The sequence below is a fragment of the Thermobacillus xylanilyticus genome, from assembly GCF_907165215.1.
GTDB lineage: Bacteria > Bacillota > Bacilli > Paenibacillales > Paenibacillaceae > Thermobacillus > Thermobacillus xylanilyticus.
In genome coordinates this window covers 1-20845 of record NZ_CAJRAY010000103.1, presented here as the reverse complement: position 1 = coordinate 20845, position 20845 = coordinate 1, and the positions used below count along the sequence as shown (strand labels likewise).

The window sequence follows — 20845 nt, the reverse complement described above, 5'->3', positions numbered from 1 at the left end:
CGGCAGTTTATGCTATAATGGAGCGTAAAGCTCAAATGAACCGGGGAGTGAACGACGTGAACACGGGTATCCGGCCGCTCGCATGGAGCGCCGCCGCGCTGATCCTGCTCATCATGACGGCTGTGCCTGTTCTGAATTTGCCGGCCGTATTTCTGCTTGCGGTCCCGTTCACGGTACTCTATGTTTTGCTGACGCCGATCTCGTTCGCCGTTCATGCGATCGTCATTTTGTCCTTGGCGCTTTTTCTGTTCGGGCCGGTCATTCTGTTCGTCGGCCTTTTCTTCCTGTTGCCGGCCATTGTCATGGGGCACTTCTACAAGCGCCGCGCTCCGGCTCGCACCGTCCTGACCGCCGGCTGCGTGTCGATTCTGGGGCTGTTCCTGCTGGAAATGCTGCTGCTCTCGGTTCTGCTGGACATCCAGATGACGGCGGAACTGGCGGCCCTGATCCGCAGCAACGCGGAAGCGCTGGCCGCCCAGGGCGCATTGCCCGCCGGCTGGAATGCCGAGATGACCGAGGCGTTCGTCGCCGCGGCGATCCGGTCGCTGCCGCTGACGCTCATTCTGGCGTCCTTCATGCTCGCCGTCGTCACCCACTGGCTGGCGCGCAGGGCGCTTGCACGCATGGGCATCGAGGTGCCGGCTTTCCGCAAGGCGCGGGAATGGATGCTGCCGCGCGGGCTTGTTTACGCCTATCTGGCCGTCATCGTGCTGCAATGGATCGTGCCGGAAGGCGATGATTCTTATTTTGGCACGGTTATCGTCAACCTGTATCCGCTGCTGCGGTTCGCGTTTACGATCCAGACCATCGGCTTTTTCTTCTACCTGGCCTATCAGAGAGGGTGGCATCGCATCGTGCCGCTCATGATCTCGGTGCCGGTGCTGCTGTTCCCGCCGCTCAGCCTGATCGGCGTGTTCGACACGGTGTTCCCGCTCCGCAAGTCGATCGGCAAGTCATAAGGAGGTTACGTCCGGATGCCGAAAAACTTAATCAGACGCTGGTACGGGCTGCATCATGTCTGGACGCTCATCCTGATGACAGCGATGACGCTCGCGCTGGCCTGGTACGAATGGGTGCTCGGCCTGATCGGATTCGTGCTGACCGGCGCCATGGCGGTGTACGCGATGCTCGCGGAGCGGGCGTTCCGGCGCGAACTGAAGCGGTATCTCGGCTCGCTGAGGTACCGGATCGGGAAAATCGGGGGTGAAGTGATCCACGAACTGCCGTTCGGCATTCTGCTGTTTAGCGACGAACAGATCGTGGAGTGGCACAACCCCTATGTGGCCGGCATTCTGAACCGGGATTCGGCCGTCGGTCTGCCCCTGACCGAACTGTTCCCCGTCCTGGGAGGCAAAGACCGGGACAAGGCGGGCGAGTTCGAGGCGATGATCGGGGAGCGGGTCTACAAGCTGAACTTCAATCCGGAGAAGCGGCTCGTCTACGTCTTCGACATGACGGATCATTGGAATCTCCAGCGGAAATACGAGGACGAGCAGCTCGCGCTCGGCGTCGTCCTGATGGATAACCTGGAAGAAGTGACCCAGGGGATGGACGACCAGCATCGGGCGGCGCTGCTGTCGAAGGTGACAGCCGAGATCACGGATTGGTCCCAGCGCTATCAGATGTACCTGCGCAGGCTGAACTCCGACCGGTTCCTGATCGTCACCGACATGAAGACGCTCAAGCAGCTCGAAGCGTCGCGCTTCGTCATTCTGGATGAAGTGCGCGAGATGACGATGGATCAGAAGATCCCGATGACGCTCAGCATCGGCATGGCTTCCGGCGGTTCGAACGTCGTCGAGGTCGGACAATGGGTGCAGGCGGCCCTCGATATCGCGCTCGGCCGCGGCGGCGACCAGGCGGCCGTCCGGGTCGGCCAGCGGCAGACATTCTACGGCGGCAAGACGAACGCGGTCGAGAAGCGGACCCGCGTCCGGGCCCGCGTCGTCGCCCACGCGCTGCGCGACCTGATGAAAGACAGCGCCAACATCGTCATCATGGGCCACAAGACGCCGGACATGGACTCGATCGGCGCGGCGATCGGCGTGCTGAAGGCGGCCGAAGCGCTGAACAAGGAAGCGTATATCGTGGTCGAGGGCGTCAACCCGTCCATCCAGAAAATGATGGATCTGATCCGCGAAGAGCCGGCGCTGCACGAGCGGTTCATCTCGCCGGAGCATGCGCTGGGGCTGATCGGCCCCCGCTCGCTGGCGGTCGTCGTCGACACGCACCGCGAGTCGCTGCTCAAGGAGCCGCGGCTGCTCGCCGAGACCGAACGGATCGTCATCATCGACCATCACCGCCGCAGCGAGGAATTCATCGCCAACCCGGTCCTGGTGTACATGGAGCCGTATGCGTCTTCGACCTGCGAGCTCGTGACGGAACTGCTGCAATACATTCACGACCGGATCTCGCTCGAGACGATCGAGGCGACGGCGCTGATGGCCGGCATGACGGTCGACACGAAGAATTTCACGCTGCGCACCGGCGCCCGCACGTTCGAGGCGGCGTCGTATCTGCGCCGCAACGGGGCGGATCTTGCGCTCATCCAGCGGATGCTGAAGGAAGATCTGGACGAGTACAACAAGAAAGCGGAGATCATCCGGCACGCCGTCATTCATTACGACCATGTCGCGATTGCAGCCGCCGAACCGGGCAAGCAATATCCGCAGCTGCTGATCGCGCAGGCGGCGGATAAGCTGCTGAACATGAACGGCGTCCTCGCCTCGTTCGTCGTCGCCGAACGGCCGGACGGCATGATCGGCATCAGCGCCCGGTCGCTCGGCAGCATGAACGTGCAAGTGGTCATGGAGCGAATGGGCGGAGGCGGCCACCTGACGAACGCGGCCGCGCAGATGGAAGGCACCGTCAGCGAGGCGGCGGCCCGCCTCAAGGCGATCCTGGACGAAATCGACAAGGAAGAGGGGTTGTTCGAATGAAGGTCATTTTCCTGCAGGATGTGAAGGGCCAGGGCAAGAAGGGCGAAGTGAAGGACGTGTCGGAAGGGTACGCCCGCAATTTTCTTTTACCCCGCGGCCTGGCCAAGGAAGCGTCGCAGGGCAATCTGAAGACGCTGGAAGTGCAGAAGCAATCGGAGGAGCGCCGCAAGCAGCAGGAGAAGCAGGAGGCGGAAGCGCTCGGCAAGAAGCTGGACGCGATGACGGTCGTCATCCGGGCGAAGGCCGGCGAAGGCGGACGGCTGTTCGGCGCCATCACGAGCAAGCAGGTGTCGGAAGCGCTCGCGAAGGAAGGCATCGAGGTCGACAAGCGGAAGATCGAGCTGGACGAACCGATCCGCACGCTCGGCGTCACGAAGGTGCCGATCAAGCTGCATCCGCAGGTTCGGGCGACCCTCAGCGTCCAGGTGACGGAAGAATAAGCGTCCCGGAAGGACGGGGCTGCCAAGTGTTCCGCGCGATGCGCCGGGCGCACGGTTCGGCATCGGGCGGCGTCCGGACGCATGGAGGACAAGATCCGAATAGCCGCCGCAGCGGCATTGCGGCGCGGCGGCAAGCGGGAGGATGCATATGACGGCGATGGAGATCGGATTCGATCGGGTGCCGCCGCAGAATATCGAAGCCGAGCAGGCGGTGCTCGGTTCCATTTTGCTGGAAGCGGATGCGCTGGTCACGGCGATGGAACGGCTGCGTCCGGAAGATTTCTACCAGCCGGTCCACCGCATGATCTATGAAACGATGATTGAGCTCGGCGAAGCGGGGCAGCCGATCGATCTCGTAACGCTCACCGCCGCGCTGCAGGACAAGCAGCGGCTGGAGGAAGCGGGCGGGGTCGATTATTTGTCCCGGCTCCTGAGCGTCGTGCCGACGGCCGCGAACGTCGATTACTACGCGCGGATCGTGGAGGAGAAGTCGCTTCTCCGCCGGCTGATCCGGACGGCGACGGAGATCGTGCAGGAAGGCTATGCGGGCGCGGATGACGTGGGGCTGCTGCTCAACGATGCGGAGCAGCGCATCCTCGAGATTTCGAACCGCCGGACGGGAAGCGGGTTCATCTCGATCCGCGACGTGCTGATGGACGTGTTCGAGCAGATCGAGTTCCTGTACAACCACCGGGGCGGCGTGACGGGCATCCCGTCCGGCTTCCCCGATCTCGACCGGATGACGTCCGGCTTTCAGCGCAGCGACCTGATCATCGTGGCGGCCCGCCCGTCGGTCGGGAAGACGGCGTTCGCGCTCAACATCGCGCAGAACGTCGGCGTCCGGGCGCGGGAGACGGTGGCGATCTTCAGTCTCGAAATGTCCGCCTCGCAGCTGGTGCAGCGGATGGTGTGCGCGGAATCGAACGTCGACGCGGGCCGTCTGCGGACGGGCCGTCTGGAAGGCGACGACTGGGAGAAGCTGACGATGGCGATCGGCGCGCTGTCCGAAGCGGAAATTTACATCGACGACACGCCGGGCGTCACGGTCGCGGATATCCGCGCGAAGCTCCGGCGGCTGAAGAAGGAGCGCGGGCTCGGTCTCGTCGTCATCGACTATCTGCAGCTGATCCAGGGCCGGGGCAAGCCCGGGGAGAACCGGCAGCAGGAAGTGTCGGAAATCTCCCGCACCCTGAAGCAGATCGCGCGCGAGCTGGAGGTGCCGGTCATCGCGCTGTCGCAGCTCAGCCGCGGCGTCGAACAGCGGCAGGACAAGCGGCCGATGCTCTCCGACCTGCGCGAATCGGGCTCGATCGAGCAGGACGCGGACATCGTCGCCTTCCTGTACCGGGACGACTATTACGACCGGGAGACGGAGCGAAAGAACATTATCGAGATCATCATCGCGAAGCAGCGGAACGGTCCGGTCGGCACGGTCGAGCTCGTCTTCCTGAAAAATTTCAACAAATTCGTCAGCCTCGACCGCACGCACGGGGACGCGGACAGAGCTTCCTGATCCGCTTTGCGTATTCCAAATCCGAACGTTTGTATCCTGGTATACGGAAATGTTCGTTTTTGTTCGTTGACACGGTCGAAGCGGACTGATACACTGAACTTGCTGCCTTCCGCGCGCCGCCACCCGCCGGCCGGCAAGGCGGCAAAATTTGGCGTGCCTTCATAATGCGCAGTTGGCGCGCCAAGGGAGGAATGCGCATGTCTACGGTCGTTGTCGTCGGCACTCAATGGGGTGACGAAGGCAAGGGGAAGATTACCGATTTCCTGGCGGAAGGCGCGGACGTCGTCGCGCGTTATCAGGGCGGCAACAATGCGGGCCACACCATTCTGATCGGCGGCAAGAAATACAAGCTGACCATGATCCCGTCAGGGATCTTCAACCATAACAAGATTAGCGTCATCGGCAACGGGACGGTGCTCAATCCGAAGGCGCTGGTTGAAGAGATCGACTACATTCACGAGAACGGCTTCTCGACCGACAACCTGAAGATCAGCGACCGCGCCCATGTCATCATGCCGTATCACCTCGTGCTGGACGGCCTCGAGGAAGAGCGCAAGGGCGACGGCAAGATCGGCACGACCCGCAAGGGCATCGGTCCCTGCTACATGGACAAGATGGCGCGGGCCGGCATCCGCATCGTCGATCTGATGGACGCGGAGGAGTTCACGGCGAAGGCCCGCCGCCTGGTGGAAGAAAAGAACCATATTATCCGGAACGTCTACGGCGGCGAGCCGCTTGACGCGGACGGGATCATCAGCGAGTATCTCGGTTACGCCGAGCGTCTCCGGCCGTATGTGACGGACACGTCGGTCGTGCTGAACGACGCGATCGACGCCGGCAAGAACGTGCTGTTCGAAGGCGCGCAGGGCGTCATGCTCGACATCGACCAGGGGACGTATCCGTTCGTCACGTCGTCGAATCCGTCCGCGGGCGGCGTCTGCATCGGTTCCGGCGTCGGCCCGTCGAAGATCGACCAGGTCATCGGCGTGGCGAAGGCGTACACGACGCGCGTCGGCGACGGCCCGTTCCCGACGGAACTGCATGACGAGATCGGCGACCTGATCCGCGAGAAGGGCAACGAGTACGGCACCGTGACCGGACGGCCGCGGCGCGTCGGCTGGTTCGACAGCGTCGTCGTCCGCCACGCCCGCCGCGTGAGCGGCATCACGGGGCTGGCGCTCAACTCGCTTGACGTGCTCACCGGGCTGGAGACGGTGAAGATCTGCACCGCCTACAAGTACCGCGGCGAGCGGATCGAGCATTATCCGGCCAGCCTCAAGGTGCTGTCGGAATGCGAAGCGGAGTACGAGGAGCTGCCGGGCTGGCAAGAGGACATCTCCGGCGCGAAGTCGCTGGACGATCTGCCGGCCAATACGCGGCGCTTTGTCGAGCGCGTGTCGGAGCTGACGGGCATTCCGGTCGCGATCTTCTCGGTCGGACGCAACCGCGACCAGACCGTGCCGGTCATGAAGATTTACGGCTGAAAATACGATTGGCAATCGCTTGAACAGACCGCCCGGGAGCGCACAAGGCGCGCCCGGAGCGGTCTTTTGCCGTTCAGGCGGGCGAATGGGCGCCGGCATTCCTGTCCATAATGGTAAAAATAGCCTGAAGCGTACCACGCAGGACAGGAAGGAAGATGCAACGTGTGGAAATTGTTCAGCTGGCTGTGGAAAGCGGCGGCGGCCGCGCTGCTCGCCAGTTTTCTCGCGATCTGGACGACCGGCTATATCGTGAACAGTTATGTGGAAGCGCTGCTGGAAGAATACGAGATTCCGCTGGAGAAGCCGCCGTTCGCGCTTTCCGGCATGTGGGGCCGGCTGTGGGGCGCAGACGCGGGCGCGAAGGATCCGGGGGGCGGTCTGGCCGCGGACGCGGCGCCGGATCGGGGACAGACCGGGGGCCAGCCGGAAGCGGACGGCCGCTCCGGCGGCGATGGCCGCGCGTCGGGGCCGGCCGGCGGGGAGCAGGAGCCGGGAGCCGGCGGCACGGGCTCGGACGACGGCAGCTCGGGATTGCATGAGGGCGCTGTCGGCGGCCCGGAAGGTGAAGGAGCGCCGGGCGGCGCGTCCGGCGCATCCGGAGAGCAGCCGGGGAATGAAGACGAAGGCGGCGAAGCATCCGGCGCGGCGGAGGAATCCGGCTTCGGCACGGGGCCGGAAGCGCACGGCGGCGCCGGCGCATCCGGCGGCACGGTCGTCTCGACCGAAGAGCTGCTCGAGGCGAAATCGCGGCTCACCGACGACGAACGGAACCGGCTGTTCGCGATTCTGGTCGGGAAGGTGCCGCAGGAAGAGTGGCAGCGCATCTCCGAATTCACGGAGGGAGGCCTGACGGAGGAAGAGCTGCTTAAGGTGCAGCAAATCGTCGCCGCATACCTCGACCGTTCGGAATATGACGAATTGATGGAAATTCTGAACAAATTCTGAGAAAAATCTGAGGAAATATTAATCGTGCTCGGGATATTCCGGCATTGCTCGGCTTTGGAAGCCTGTGCTACAGTTATAGGCGTGACGACATGAATGGGTCGTTGCGCCTATATTTTTTAGATTTTGACAAACCGATCCAGAATCGGATGCATCGATGAAGGAGACGATCATGACCGATTACAGGAAACCGATCCGGGCCGCCCGGGAGAAGGTTCGCGCCTTCGGTACGCGGATGGCAGCCCGGGTCCAGGTCTGGAAAGGCAAGATTCGGAGATTCATCAAACCGGCTGGAAGCGCGTTCTCCCGGACAGGCGTCAGACGGGCGCTGCTGGCGGGCTGCTCGTTCGTCATCCTGGCCGGAGGGGCGGCCTACGGTCACCATTATGTGAAAGCCAATACCGTGTCCTACTATGAGCTGTACCGGGACGGCGAACTGATCGGCACGGTCGAATCGAAAGAAGCCGTCGAAGCGTTCCTCAGCGGCAAGCGGGAAGAGCTGGCGGCGGCGAACCCGGGCATTACGATGGAGCTCGAGACCGGCGAGCTGACCTACGTGGAACGGAGCGAGTACAAGGCGCATCCGGAGACGGAGGCGTCGCTCGCGGCTCTCGAAGAATTGCTGGACAGCCACGCCGTCGGCGTCGAAGTGAAGGTGAACGGGAAGCTGATCGGAGTGGTGCCGGACGAGGAGACGGCGCGGCAGGTGCTCGACCGGATCAAGTCGGAATTCGCTCCGGAAGCCGCGGACGAAGCCGGCGATGCGGCCGTCAGGCAGCCGGAAGTGACGGCGCTGGCGTATGCGGGAAATGCGGAAGCGGAGCCCAAGGCAGAGGTCGAATCGGTCCGGATCGTGGAGCAGGTCGATACGGGCCGGGTGGAGATCGATCCCGCGCGCATTTCCGATGCCGACACGCTCTATGAGCGGCTGGTGACGGGCACGACGAAGAAGACGACGTATGTCGTGCAGAAAGGCGATTGCATCGGCTGCATTGCGAGCAAGTTCGATATTTCCCCCGAGATCATCTACAAGAACAACCCGCAGATCGAAGACGATCTGATCCGTGTCGGCGACGTGCTGGATCTCACGGTATTGAAGCCGCAAGTGACGGTCGAGACGGTGGAGCGGGTATCGGAGATCGAAGAGATTGAGCCGGAAGTGATCATCCGGAAGAACGACGAGATGCGGGCCGGCCAGCAGAAGACGATTCAGGCCGGCGTGCCGGGTACGAAGCGCGTGACCTACCGCCTCGTGAAGCAGAACGGCTACCTGATGAGCGAGGAAATCGTGGACGAGCAGGTGCTTGAACCTGCGGTGCCGGCCATCATCATGAAAGGCACGAAGGTCATCCGCGGCGAAGGCTCGGGCAAGTTCGCCTGGCCGGTCAGCGGAGCGAAGATTACGAGCAAGTTCGGCAAGCGCTGGGGACGTCAGCACAAGGGCATCGACATGATCGGCGGCAAGTCGATCCTCGCGTCGGATACCGGGGTTGTCAAGTTCGCCGGGAAGAAGAACGGTCTGGGCAACGCCATCATCATCGATCATAAGAACGGCTACGAGACGGTCTACGGCCATCTCAGCAAGATCGACGTGAAGAAGGGCCAGATTGTCGAAAAAGGCGAGAAAATCGGCGTCATGGGCAACACCGGCAATTCGACGGGGACGCATCTGCACTTCGAAATCCACAAGAACGGCACGCCGAAAAATCCGCTCAACTATCTGTGACCGCGAAAACTGTCGTGAAGCATCACTCCTTCGGGGTGATGCTTCTTTGCGTTAAAGCGGCAGACGACACAATCGGCGGGACTCGTCCGTCCGGATATGATACACTGATAGCAAAGAATCTTGACGTGAACGGCGGTGATGGGCATGCAAGGCAAAATTCTGGTCGTGGATGACGAACAGCCGATTGCGGATATCCTGAAGTTCAATCTGGAGAAGGAAGGATACGAAGTCATTTGCGCGTTCGACGGCGGACAGGCCGTGGAGCTGGCGTTCAGCGAGCAGCCGGATCTCATCCTGCTCGATCTGATGCTGCCGGTGAAGGACGGCATGGACGTCTGCCGCGAAGTGCGCGCCCGCATGCAGACGCCGATCATCATGCTTACGGCGAAGGATACGGAGCTGGACAAGGTGCTCGGCCTTGAGCTGGGCGCCGACGATTATGTGACGAAGCCGTTCAGCACGCGCGAGCTGCTCGCACGGGTGAAGGCGCACCTGCGGCGCCAGCGGAAGCTGCAGGAGGCCGCGGCGGGCGGCGGCGCGGATGAAGCGGAACGGCAGCCGGAAAGGCAAGGGTTGAAAATTTTCAATCTGTTCATCGATACGGACATGTACGTCGTGTACAAGAACGGCGAGCCGCTCGATCTGACGCACCGCGAGTTCGAGCTCGTCCATTATCTCGCGCGCAACTGCGGCAAGGTGATGACGCGCGAACATTTGCTGCAGGCGGTGTGGGGGTTTGAATATTTCGGCGATGTGCGCACGGTCGACGTGACGATTCGCCGGCTCCGCGAGAAGATCGAGGACGATCCGAGCCGGCCGGAATACATTCTGACCCGCCGCGGGCTCGGCTACATGATGCGCAACCCGAAAGCGGGAGGCTTCGCGGGCGCATGAAGCGGACGCGCTTCTTCCACACGATCCAGGTCAAGCTGATCATCATCTACGTGCTGCTCATCCTGATCGCCATGCAGCTTATCGGGGTCTATTTCATCAGCACGACGAAAAATTCGCTGACGCGGTCGTTCTCGGACAATCTGAACGATCAGGTCAACATGCTCACCGTGCTGGTCGAGGACACGCTGACCTCGGAACGCGCGGAAGCGGGCGAGGCGGCCGATGCGGAAGTGGCGGAAGATCTGGGCAACCTGGTCAGCTCGCTGTTCAATATCAGCCAGGCCGAGATTCAGGTGCTGGACGCCAGCGGCCGGGTGCTCGCGACGTCGGAACCCGACCGGCGGGACATCATCGGACGCAAAAATACGACGCTCGCCGTCAGCCGTGCGCTGCAGGGCATCCGGGACAACGAGGAGGAGATCATCGACGCGGACAATGTACGCAAGAAAGTGATCGCCCGCCCCGCCTTCGATACATCGCGGGGGCAGAGCCGGGTGATCGGGGTCGTCTACGTCGTCGCGTCGATGGAAGATCTGTACGCCACCATGCGGGGGATCAACCGGATTTTCGTCACGGGGATGCTGATCGCCCTCGGCCTGACCGGCGTGCTCGGCGTGCTGCTCGCCCACACGATCACGAATCCGATCAAGGGGCTGACCCGCCAGGCGACGGCCGTGGCGGAAGGCCGGTTCGACGAGCAGGTGCCGGTCTATGGCGATGACGAGATCGGGCGGCTCAGCGAAGCGTTCAACTACATGACCGGCCGTCTGCAGGAAGCGCTGTCCGCGAACGAGGAAGAGAAGGAGAAGCTGGCGTCGATTCTCGCCAACATGAGCGACGGCGTCGTCGCCGCGGACGAGAACGGGCAGGTCATCGTCACGAACCGCCGGGCCCGCGAGATGCTCGGGGTAAAGCATGCGCTCGGCAAGCCGATGGACGAGCTGCTCGGCATTCCGAAGGACCAGCTGCACAAGCTGCAGACGGGCGTCGAGCATTCGACCATCGTTGTGCGGCCGCTTCCGGACGACGGCGGGGAGTGGCTGATGCATGTGACGCTGACGCCGATCTATCGCCGCGACCGGACAATCTCCGGCGCCATCGCGGTGCTGCACGATGTCACGGAGCAGGAGCAGCTTGAACGTTCGCGGCGGGAGTTCGTCGCGAACGTCTCGCACGAACTGCGCACGCCGCTGACGACGATCAAGAGCTACGTCGAGGCGCTCGACGACGGCGCGCTCGAAGAGCCGGAGCTGGCGAAGCGGTTCGTCGGCGTCATCCGCGGCGAATCGAACCGGATGATCCGGCTCGTGAACGACCTGCTGCATCTGTCCCGGCTCGATTCGAACCAGGAGCGGCTCCGGCCGATCGAGGTCAACGTGCGGGAGATGCTGGAAGAGGTGTCGGACCGTTTTTCGTTCCAGATGAAGCAGAAGGGCATCGGCGGATCGGTGCTGATCGAGGACGGCATCGAGACGGCGTGGTTCGACCGGGACCAGATCGACCAGGTGCTCGACAATCTGATGTCCAACGCCATCAAATATACGCAGGACGGCGGCCATATCGAGATCGCCGCCCGGAAGCCCACGCCCGACACGGTGTCCATCAGCGTGAAAGACAACGGCATGGGGATACCGGAGAAGGACCAGGCCCGCATCTTTGAACGGTTCTACCGGGTCGACAAGGCGCGCTCCCGGAACATGGGCGGCACGGGGCTGGGTCTTTCCATTGCCCGGGAAATTATCAAGGCGCACGGAGGCACGATCGAGCTGGAGTCGGAATTGAACCGCGGCACGACCGTGACGTTCACGCTGCCGCTTCGCCGGGGAGGTGACGCGGAATGATGGAGAAGCTCAAGACCGCGCTTCTGATCGGTCTCGTCATTCTCAGTCTGGTGCAGAGCTATCTGCTCGTCTACAGCTTCCCCGAGATCGGCGCGACCGTCCGCACGGAGCAGGAATACATCTCGCCCGAACAGATGGGCGATCCGCTGCGCATCGACGAAGTGCTGTATCCCGAGGACATGGTGCTGCACATGGGCGGCGACCGGCACGCGGTCCTCTATCCGGAGACCAGTTATTACATCCGGATTTATGATCAGATCACGGCCGGCGAATACCGCAACTTCCAGCGGATTCCCTACGCGATGCGCGACTGGGACGAGCTCAGGCGGAACACGCAGGGCGTCGAACTGCGGTACGGCGGCGCCATGCCCGTCGCGCTGCTGCAGAAAACGATGCAGATCGACGGCGACATTCTGTTCCTGAACGATGCCATCGACCGCATCTGGCTGATAAGGCGGAATTTCCCCGGGAGAAGCGCGGCGGAAATCTATTTCTTCAGCGCGGACGGGGAGACGGTGTACATGGCCGCCCGGTCGCCGCTCACCGCTGACGAGATCTCGGATCTCGCCGGGCTGGGCGGCTATATGCCGGCTTACACGCACTGGCGCGGCGACATTTATCTGCCGGAAGAACCGATCGAGACGGTCGCGTATACGTTCGGGTACACGACATTCTCGCCGCAGCAGATGCAGCGCAGCCTGTTCTTCGATCCGAACAAAACGCGGTACATCGAGGATCGCAGCGGACAGGTCATCTATACGGACGGCAAGCGCGGGCTGCAGCTCGAGTCCGGCGACACGTGGATGGTGTTCACCGACCCGGTGCCGATGCAGGACGGCGCGGACAATCTGGCGGACAACGTGCTGGCGGCGGTCCAGTTCGTCAACCAGCACGGCGGCTGGGACAGCCGATACCGGTTCGTGCCCGGCGCGGTGAGTTCGGACGGGCGGAACATTGTGTTCCAGCAGTACTATGAGCGGTATCCGCTGATCAGCGGCGGCGTCCGGTACGGACAGATCCGGCTGCTGATGCAGCAGGGCACGGCCGTCGTCTATGAGCGGTCGCTGCTCAATCTCGGCGAGCGGCAGAAGGACATCGCGGTCCGCTGGCTGCCGGGCGGGGAGCGGCTTCGGGCGACGCTGGAAACCTTCTCGCGGCTGCGCGAAATCTCGGCGGTATTCCCGGCGCAGTATGTCACGCTCACCGAAGACCGGCGGCTTGTCATGGAGCCGGTGTGGGCGGTGCGGTACACGGACGGCACGGTCCAGTCGGTGGCGAAGGCCGTGATGGATGCGGCCGCTGCTGCTTCGGCCGATGGCGGCGCGGAAACGGCCGGGCAGCCCTCCGGGGAACATCGCGCGGAGGACGGGGCGAATGCGGAAAATGCGTCCGAAGGCGAAGCCGCAGATTCGGTTGCCGTGATGCGGCAAGCGGACAGCGCCGATGAAGCGGGCGAAGCGGAAGGCGCGGAAGCCGGCGCGGCAGAGCCGGCCGCCGGCGAAGAAGGTGCGGCCGATGACGCGGCGGGCGCAACCGGCGAAGCGGAGCGGGAAGGCGGCACGGCGGAAGAGGAAGGCGAGCCGTCCGAGCCCGACGTTCCGCAGGCGGATGCGCCGCTCGAGGCCGCGGGCTGACCGCTCCGCGGCGGGAAGCGGGCAGGCGGCCGGCGCGCGCGTTCGGCCTTGCTTCCGGCGGACAAGGCCGCGCTGAAGAACGGCCGGCGTTCGGAGACGAGCCGGCGCGGTTCGGGAAAGCAGGATGCCGTGATGATGCGGGAGGTGGATGCGCAATGGATTGGGGCCGGGCGAAAAGCGTGCTGATTTTCTCGTTCCTGGTGCTCAATGTGCTGCTCGGATACCAGCTATGGCTCAATGTCCGCGATCAGGTCAATCCGAACGTCGATCTGACCGCGCTGCCCGAGGATACGCTGCGCATCATGCAAGAGAAGGGCATCACGATCACGGCCAGCGTGCCGGGCGGCACGCCGAAGATGGGCGATCTGCAGTTCCGCTATGACGGGCGAAGAGGCGCATCCGACAAAATTCCCCTCGATCCGCAGGTCGACAGCAGGATTGTGTTCTCCGAACGCGAATTAGTAGAAGGATTGGGGAATATCATCACCGATCTGGAGCTGTACCGGTTCGATCCGGCGCTCCAGACGGACGAGGCGTTCGTCTTCACCCGCATTGCCGCGGACGGCCGGCCGATCTTCGATGTGAAGCTTGAGCTGTACTACAGCAACCAGAAGATCGTCGCCTATCGGCAGGATCGCATCGAGCCGGTCATCAGCGAAGATTACGAGCGGCAGACGGTGCTGCCCGCCTCCAAGGCGCTGGCGCCGCTGATCGACAACTATCTGCAGCCGGGCGCGGTCATCAAGGAGATCCAGCTCGGTTATCACGGGCAGTTGTTCAATACGGACGATATCCAGGCGGCGGAGCCTTCATGGCGGGTATTGCTTGAAGACGGATCGGTTTACTATATTAACGCCATCAGCGGCGCGGTGGCCACCGAGCAGGATGCGGCCGCGGCCGAAACGGACGGGAAAGCGGACGGCGTCTGAACGGATAAACGGACAGCCGGGGCGCCGCCCCATAATGCACAACACAGCGGATGCACGAATTACGGGAGAGGACAGAATCGGATGGGGCTTCGATTTACGATATTGGCCAGCGGATCAACAGGCAACGCGACCATCGTCCAGACGGACGATGTGACGCTGCTGATCGATGCGGGACTGAGCGCGAAGAAGCTGGAGGAACGGATGCGCGAGCGCGGCATCGACGCCTCCGACATCGACGCGGTGTTCGTGACGCACGAGCATGCGGATCATGTGAAAGGGCTGGGCGCCTTCGCCCGCAAATATGAGCTGCCCGTGTACGCGAACGAAGCGACCTGGTCGGCGATGGAGCGGCAGACCGCCGGCATTGCCGACGCGAACCGGAAAATCGTCGCGACGGGCGGGGAGATCGAATTCGGCGGGCTGGTCGTCCGCTCGTACCCGATCTCGCACGATGCGGCGGAACCGGTCGGGTACTGTTTTCACGAGGGCGGGTACAAGCTCAGTCTGGTGACGGATCTCGGGTACTTCAGCGACAAAGTGAAGGAAGCGGTGATCGATTCCGATGTGGTGGTGCTCGAGGCCAATCACGACGTCGAAATGCTGCGGATGGGCCGCTATCCGTGGAATATCAAGCGCCGCATCCTGAGCGATGTCGGCCATCTGTCGAACGAAGCGGCGGGCGAGGCGCTGGCCGAGCTGATGACGGACCGGACGAAGCGCGTTTATCTCGCCCACCTCAGTCTGGACCACAATATGCAGGATCTGGCGCGGATGACGGTGGAGTCTATTCTGGAAAGCCGCGGCATATTTTTGAAGAAGGATGATGACGTCCTGAAGCCGACCTGGCATGACCGGGCTACGCCTTGGGACGATGTGACGAGGCGCGTGATCGGGTAGCGCGGGCGGCGCGGAGCGAGGCTTCGGCTTCCCGGTCCAGACGGGCGGCGCGCTCCTCCAGTTCACCCGGCCTGAGAAAACCGCGTGCCTCGAGGGCATCGGCCAGCGCGCTGACCGCAAGCAGCAGCCGGTAATGCTGTTCCTTCAGATCGGCCAGCGCGGCGGCCAGGTTCACATGGTCCCATGCGCGATCCGGGGCGGGGGACGTTTGCTTCATGAACGGTCAGCTCCTTCGATTGGAAAAATGCGTCTTTTGACCCAACTGCCAGTGCTTTTCGCCGCAGGAAAGTTTCGGAAGACGGATGTCAGACGCCCAAAAATCGTTTATGCTTATAATTGTAGCCCGAGCAGCGGAAATCATTCCAATCCACTGGGAAAAAGGTGTATGCGCCTCGGCCATCGAGAGGAGCGACTGACAGATGAGCTTGTTCGACGACGATTTCTATTCGACTCGTGTCTCCCGGCGCGCACGGGAAGACGGGAGACGGGACTGGCGTTTCGGCGGCCGCGGCGGATGGCGCAGATGGCGGGGCGAGGGCGGACTGCGCCCGGTTCATCTGGCTTTTATTTCCTCGATGGTGAGCGCCCTCGGCGCGGTGCTGCTTTTCGGCTTGATCTTCGGATTCGGGCGGGGCGGCGGCGGATCGGGCGCCGTCGTCAGCGTGGCGGGCGTCTCCTCCGCCGATACGGCGGAACGGATCGTGCAGGCGGCGTCCCGGGTGGAGCCCGCGGTCGTCAGCATTATCAATGAACAGATGCTGCCGGCGGGCGGGCGCTTCTTCCGGCCGGAGAAAGACCGCGATCCGGATGAGGAATTGACGCTGCAGCAGGCCAGTCTCGGTTCGGGGGTCATTTTTCGCAAAGCGAACGGCAAAGCAAACATTATTACGAACTATCACGTCGTGGAAGATGCCGACCAGGTGAAGGCGGTGCTGGCAAGCGGCGAAGTGCGCGAAGCGGAGATCGTGGGCAAGGACCAGATCACGGATCTGGCGGTGCTGGAGATCGACGGCGCAGGCATCGAGACGGTGGCGGCGATCGGCGACTCGCGGCAGCTCCGGAACGGAGAGACGGTGATCACGATCGGCAATCCGCTCGGCCTGAACAATTCGCTGACGATGGGCATCGTGAGCAAGAGCCGGCGGATCATCCCGGTGTCGCTCGCCCAGAACGGCATCTACGACTGGGAACAGGAAGTTATCCAGATCAGCGCCCCGATCAACCAGGGGAACAGCGGCGGCGCGCTCGTCAACCTGAGCGGGGAAGTCGTCGGCATCAACAGCATGAAGGTGGCCGATTTCGGCGTGGAAGGCGTCGGCTTCGCGATCCCGATGCACAACGCAATGCCGGTCGTCGAGCAGCTGCTGGATCTCGGCTATGTTCCGCGGCCGTATCTCGGTGTATATACGCTGGATCTTGAACAATACTGGGAACAGCAAGTTTACGAGGAATGGCTGGGAGCGGAAGAAGACGGAGAGGAAGGCGGAGACGCCGCCGAGGAAGACGATCTGAAGCTGCCGGAGGATGTGAAGCGCGGCGTGATCGTGCTGGAAGCGGTCGGCCCGGCGAAAAAGGCGGGGCTCAAGTTCAACGATGTCATCGTCAAGCTCGACGACCAGCCGATCGGCAGCACGATGGAACTGCGCAAGTACCTGTACGGAAGCAAAAAAATCGGCGAGAAAGTGAAAGTGTCGTACTACCGGGGCGGCAAGCTGGAGACGGTGACGGTGGAGCTGGCCGAGAAGATCGACGAAGAGGAAGAGGAATAACCGGCCGGATCATCGGATCCGCTTACGAATACAGAATGGTGAACGAAGCAGAAAGAAGGCGTTGAATCAGCGGATGTACTGCGTATGCAAAGAACATGTGGAACTGGCGATCGACCGGTTCGTCGACGAGTATGAGGACGCGCCGGATCTGGTCGATCTGAACAAGACGACGTTCGCCGAGTGGGAACCTCCCGCGACGTGCGACATGTGCGAACGGCCGCCGGAAGTTCTGGTGGTATAAGGGGTGAACCCGCGAGCTTTAGAGGCCCGCGGGTTTTGTTGTGCGCGTCCGCCGGATTACAGATCGACTTTCCAGCTTCCCATCATTTTGGCGACTTCCGGGTCGTGGTACGACAGGAAGAGGGTGTTCCCCGTATCGAGGGTCTTGATGCGTTCCATGTCGTCCGCGTCGAGCTCGAAGTCGAAGATGTTAAAGTTTTCGATGATCCGCTCTTTGCGCACCGATTTCGGAATGACGACGATATTGCGCTGAACCAGCCAGCGCAGCACGACCTGGGCGAGGTCCATCAGGCGATCCGGCAGGAAGTTGCTGACGCCGATGGCACGGATCAAGCCTTCACGGTACAGCTCTTCCATCGCGCGCCAGGTGCCGTAGTAATCGCCGAACGGCTGGTGGATCAGGTACAGGTCGAGATAGTCGAGCTGCAGTTTCTTCAGGGATTTCTCGAAGGCCCGCTTGGCACTCTCGTAGCCGGCATCCTGAACCCAGATCTTGGTCGTGACGAAGATTTCCTCGCGCGGGATGCCGCTGCGCTTGATCGCCCGCCCGACCGCCTCTTCGTTCAGATAGCCGGCGGCGGTGTCGATCAGGCGGTAACCGGCCATCAGCGCCTCATAGACCGAGTCTTCGGCTTGTTGGGCATCGTTGACCTGCCAGAGTCCGATGCCGATGATCGGCATGTTCACGCCGTTGCTCAGGGTGACGGTTTGCATGGCAATTCCACTCCTGTCATTCTGAAGTGTTCGGCAAACGGCACATTTCCCCGGGGATGCGGAAATTCCGCTGACGGCCGATTTGCGTTACAATAAGCCTACAGCCTTCGTGTTACACGAAGTCAAGCGGTCGTAAGCAAATTTTTTATGGGGGGATTGCGGATGTACACGGTCAAGGAAGCCGCGCACATGACAGGGCTTACCGAGCATGCCGTGCGCTTCTATACGGACAAAGGTCTGGTGCCGAGCGTGCAGCGCGATGAGCATAACAATCGGCTGTTCGATGCGGAAGCGATCAACTGGCTTCTCGGGGTCAAATGCCTCAAGGCATCCGGCATGCCGATAAAGGCGATCAAAGCATACGTCGATCTGTGTCTTCAGGGGGAAGCGACGATTCCGCAGCGCTATGCCCTCATGATGAAGCACAAAGAGGCGGCACTTGCCCGGCTGGAGGAAGCGAAGCGGCACGCCGCCCATCTGGAGGAGAAGGTTGCGCTGTATCAAACCATTCTGGAAGGCCGCAGCCCGGACACGACCAATCCAGCCAATTGGGACCGGATCCGGCATATGCACGGGGATGTGTTTTATTCGCCTTCCGCGGAAGACCGGCTTGCCGCCGTGCGGAGCTGACAGCCGATGCACATTCAGATTGCGGCGGTCGGCAGGATCAAGGAGAAGTATCTGGCGGACGGCATCGCGGAGTATGCGAAGCGGCTTCGGCCGTATGTGAAGTTCGACATTCTCGAGGTGCCGGACGAGAAGGTGCCGGAGACGATGAGCCCGGCGGAAGAGGCGCAGGCCAGGGAGCGCGAAGGCGAGCGGCTGCTGGCGTTGATCAAGCCGGATGCGCTGGTCATCGCGCTAACGCTGGACGGCGAGCTGTGGACGAGCGAACGGCTCGCCGAGCGGTTGGACGAGCTCGGCACGTACGGCAGCGGGCACGCGGTGTTCGTCATCGGCGGGTCGACCGGACTCGCTCCCGCCGTGCTGCGGCGCGCGAAGCACAAGCTGAGCTTCGGACGGATGACGCTGCCCCACCAGTTGATGCGGCTTGTGCTGGCGGAGCAGATTTACCGGGCGGTGAAGATCAATCGGGGGGAACCGTATCATCGTTAGTGTAGAATTTAGGATCGAACTAGATGTCGGTGCATGGCAGTTGAAGTACGAAGTTAAAGTTCATTAGTAATTCAAGATGGGAAATTGTTGACTCTGTTGTGGACTAAGTTATAATTGACGCATAGAATAAAACGAAAAGGGAAAAATGGGGATAACAGGTTATGATACAACAATTCATGCCAAATGGCAATCTTACACCTGGTATTCACACATATACAATTCATGAGTTTGAACAGCAATTCATTAACGAATTTACAACTTCAACTAGACGACCACTCATTTATAGAAATTTTAAGCATTGGATTAGTCAATTATTGGAAGTCCTGCCTCCACAATATGTTTGGCTGGACGGCAGTTTCCTTACTAAGAAAGTTGACCCTAATGATATTGATTTGGTGGTTTTCTACTATCCTGAAGATATTCAAAATCAGTCTCAAGCTTTAAGGATTCAAGAATTAATTAATCGAGTTTCTAGAACTTATAATTGCGATGCTTACTTTTGCTTCTCATTCGAGCATTGGACTCCGCAACAACTAACTGTTTTTCCTCGACAAGATCATAAAATGATGCAAACTTACTGGATGGGGCAATTTGGGTTTGACAGAGCTAGACAACCTAAAGGTATAGTGCAGATAAATCAGCAAGAGCTAATATTAAGTGTATAAGGAGGTGTAAAATAATGAACGCCTTCGATGAACGCATAAATCAAATTAAAGAAACAGAAAAGATTATTGCTGATTGTAGAGAGATGCACAAAGCAATTGGACTACCTGATTTTTTATCGAAATTGGAGATAAGCTCATTAGAACAACGCCTGATCGATTTGCAACAGCATAATATCGATGAGGAAACACTGTCTGAGGAATTGGAAGTTAAGGTAATGACAACGGGTCTTCCTTCAGGTCAGATACCAGTTAGAACACTAACGACTGTCTTAGGAGGACTTCAGTCACTAACCGACAGTGTCGCCAATACATTATTTAATCAACCAAGTAACAGAGGTAAAATTCCCCAAGAAATTATTGAAAGAAACTCATGGATATTAAAAGCAGTTAAGGCTGGTTCATTTATCGCAGTTATTAACTTGAACCACGAGAGTCAAATATCGATTGATGAACCACCACAACGTCAAGTAATCTCCGAGTTATATAATCTATTCAATGCTTCTGATGATGAGGAACCTTTATTGGATGCTATCTCATCATTAGGGACTCGGACCCTCAAACACTATACAGATTGGATTAAGAATATTCGTGATCTAAATGTTCCTGTAGAAATTAACTGGATCTCCGCAAATGCTCAACATGAAGGGGTAAAAGTATCTTTTGATCCAGATAGGGCGGGCAAGATATTTACCATTCTTAATGAACGTTTGACTTCTAGGGAGGAAGAGGTTTCTCTACAAGGAAGATTAACTGGGATTAATGTAAGGACAAATTCATTTGAACTTTGTACGGCAGATGGTAATAAAATAGTTGGGAGAATAGTGAAAGACAAGGTTTCGAAGTCCATAGAATATTTGGATAAAAGATGTTATGCCGAGTTGATTAAAGTTATCACTCAAAGTTCTGCTGGCCAAGAAAAAATATCGTGGATATTAAATGATGTTCAAGATGCAGAGTAACAAATTATTAATTATGAAATGATAAGGAGAGGCGGAGTCTTTGTCTCTCCTTTTGTTGTTTAGGTTACCCGATCATAAGTAACGGTGTCAACGCCGGAATTCATTTGACCCACCAGCGCCGGAATAAAATTGACCCACCTGTG

At 60.3% G+C, this 20845-nt stretch carries 20 protein-coding genes; 18 read left to right on the top strand and 2 right to left on the bottom strand.

Translation table 11 applies throughout. The features are described from left to right. Positions 1-56: 56 nt before the first annotated feature. The 12 genes from KJQ12_RS18820 to KJQ12_RS18765 all read left to right on the top strand — a co-directional run bounded on the left by KJQ12_RS18820 (position 57) and on the right by KJQ12_RS18765 (position 15239). The gene (locus tag KJQ12_RS18820; RefSeq protein WP_157373638.1) at positions 57-959 is read left to right on the top strand and encodes a DUF2232 domain-containing protein; all 903 of its coding nucleotides are present in this window, start codon (positions 57-59) and stop codon (positions 957-959) included. Between the two features lie 15 nt (positions 960-974). After that, positions 975-2939, top strand: a complete 1965-nt coding sequence (locus KJQ12_RS18815; protein ID WP_015256526.1) for a DHH family phosphoesterase — start codon at positions 975-977, stop codon at positions 2937-2939. Beyond that, positions 2936-3379, top strand: a complete 444-nt coding sequence (gene rplI, locus KJQ12_RS18810) for a 50S ribosomal protein L9 (protein ID WP_015256527.1) — start codon at positions 2936-2938, stop codon at positions 3377-3379. Before KJQ12_RS18815 ends, rplI begins: the two co-directional genes overlap by 4 nt. A 148-nt stretch (positions 3380-3527) precedes the next feature. After that, entirely contained in the window at positions 3528-4892 is a 1365-nt protein-coding gene (gene dnaB / locus KJQ12_RS18805; protein ID WP_213486927.1) for a replicative DNA helicase, read from the top strand. 197 nt (positions 4893-5089) lie between these two features. Then, positions 5090-6376, top strand: coding sequence for an adenylosuccinate synthase (locus KJQ12_RS18800; protein ID WP_213486925.1), 1287 nt, complete (start codon positions 5090-5092; stop codon positions 6374-6376). Between the two features lie 162 nt (positions 6377-6538). Further along, positions 6539-7321, top strand: a complete 783-nt coding sequence (locus KJQ12_RS18795) for a hypothetical protein (RefSeq protein ID WP_213486923.1) — start codon at positions 6539-6541, stop codon at positions 7319-7321. A gap of 169 nt (positions 7322-7490) precedes the next feature. Beyond that, complete coding sequence (locus KJQ12_RS18790) at positions 7491-9044, top strand: M23 family metallopeptidase (RefSeq protein WP_213486921.1); 1554 nt, start codon at positions 7491-7493, stop codon at positions 9042-9044. A gap of 144 nt (positions 9045-9188) precedes the next feature. Beyond that, complete coding sequence (gene yycF, locus KJQ12_RS18785; RefSeq protein WP_015253156.1) at positions 9189-9938, top strand: response regulator YycF; 750 nt, start codon at positions 9189-9191, stop codon at positions 9936-9938. Then, positions 9935-11779, top strand: a complete 1845-nt coding sequence (gene walK, locus KJQ12_RS18780) for a cell wall metabolism sensor histidine kinase WalK (RefSeq protein ID WP_213486919.1) — start codon at positions 9935-9937, stop codon at positions 11777-11779. The genes yycF and walK overlap by 4 nt, the downstream gene beginning before the upstream one ends. Further along, positions 11776-13413 (top strand): YycH family regulatory protein, encoded by a 1638-nt coding sequence (locus tag KJQ12_RS18775; RefSeq protein WP_213486917.1) that lies wholly within the window; start codon positions 11776-11778, stop codon positions 13411-13413. The genes walK and KJQ12_RS18775 overlap by 4 nt, the downstream gene beginning before the upstream one ends. 155 nt (positions 13414-13568) lie before the next feature. Next, on the top strand, positions 13569-14342 hold the full coding sequence (yycI, locus tag KJQ12_RS18770; protein ID WP_015253153.1) for a two-component system regulatory protein YycI: 774 nt from the start codon (positions 13569-13571) through the stop codon (positions 14340-14342). 81 nt (positions 14343-14423) lie between these two features. Continuing rightward, the gene (locus KJQ12_RS18765; protein ID WP_213486915.1) at positions 14424-15239 is read left to right on the top strand and encodes an MBL fold metallo-hydrolase; all 816 of its coding nucleotides are present in this window, start codon (positions 14424-14426) and stop codon (positions 15237-15239) included. Here KJQ12_RS18765 and KJQ12_RS18760 read toward each other — a convergent pair. Continuing rightward, positions 15199-15456 carry a hypothetical protein gene (locus KJQ12_RS18760; RefSeq protein WP_015253151.1) on the bottom strand — a complete coding sequence of 86 codons (258 nt, stop codon included), beginning with the start codon at positions 15454-15456 and terminating at the stop codon, positions 15199-15201. The two genes, KJQ12_RS18765 and KJQ12_RS18760, sit on opposite strands and share 41 nt — an antisense overlap. Positions 15457-15658: 202 nt before the next feature. Between KJQ12_RS18760 and KJQ12_RS18755 the strand changes: the two genes are divergently transcribed. Further along, positions 15659-17008, top strand: a complete 1350-nt coding sequence (locus tag KJQ12_RS18755; protein ID WP_015253150.1) for a S1C family serine protease — start codon at positions 15659-15661, stop codon at positions 17006-17008. Positions 17009-17081: 73 nt separating this feature from the next. Then, positions 17082-17249, top strand: a complete 168-nt coding sequence (locus KJQ12_RS18750) for a CxxH/CxxC protein (protein WP_213486941.1) — start codon at positions 17082-17084, stop codon at positions 17247-17249. Between the two features lie 56 nt (positions 17250-17305). Here KJQ12_RS18750 and KJQ12_RS18745 read toward each other — a convergent pair whose 3' ends face one another. Next, the gene (locus KJQ12_RS18745) at positions 17306-17962 is read right to left on the bottom strand and encodes an aldo/keto reductase (RefSeq protein ID WP_213486910.1); all 657 of its coding nucleotides are present in this window, start codon (positions 17960-17962) and stop codon (positions 17306-17308) included. A gap of 162 nt (positions 17963-18124) precedes the next feature. Here KJQ12_RS18745 and KJQ12_RS18740 point away from each other — a divergent pair, with 162 nt between their 5' ends. The 4 genes from KJQ12_RS18740 to KJQ12_RS18725 all read left to right on the top strand — a co-directional run bounded on the left by KJQ12_RS18740 (position 18125) and on the right by KJQ12_RS18725 (position 20702). Next, entirely contained in the window at positions 18125-18592 is a 468-nt protein-coding gene (locus KJQ12_RS18740) for a MerR family transcriptional regulator (protein WP_213486909.1), read from the top strand. 6 nt (positions 18593-18598) lie between these two features. Continuing rightward, positions 18599-19078, top strand: coding sequence for a 23S rRNA (pseudouridine(1915)-N(3))-methyltransferase RlmH (gene rlmH, locus KJQ12_RS18735; protein ID WP_213486908.1), 480 nt, complete (start codon positions 18599-18601; stop codon positions 19076-19078). A gap of 161 nt (positions 19079-19239) precedes the next feature. Beyond that, on the top strand, positions 19240-19743 hold the full coding sequence (locus tag KJQ12_RS18730) for a DUF6932 family protein (RefSeq protein WP_213486906.1): 504 nt from the start codon (positions 19240-19242) through the stop codon (positions 19741-19743). Between the two features lie 14 nt (positions 19744-19757). Next, positions 19758-20702 (top strand): hypothetical protein, encoded by a 945-nt coding sequence (locus KJQ12_RS18725; protein WP_213486904.1) that lies wholly within the window; start codon positions 19758-19760, stop codon positions 20700-20702. The last annotated feature ends 143 nt before the right edge of the window (positions 20703-20845 follow it).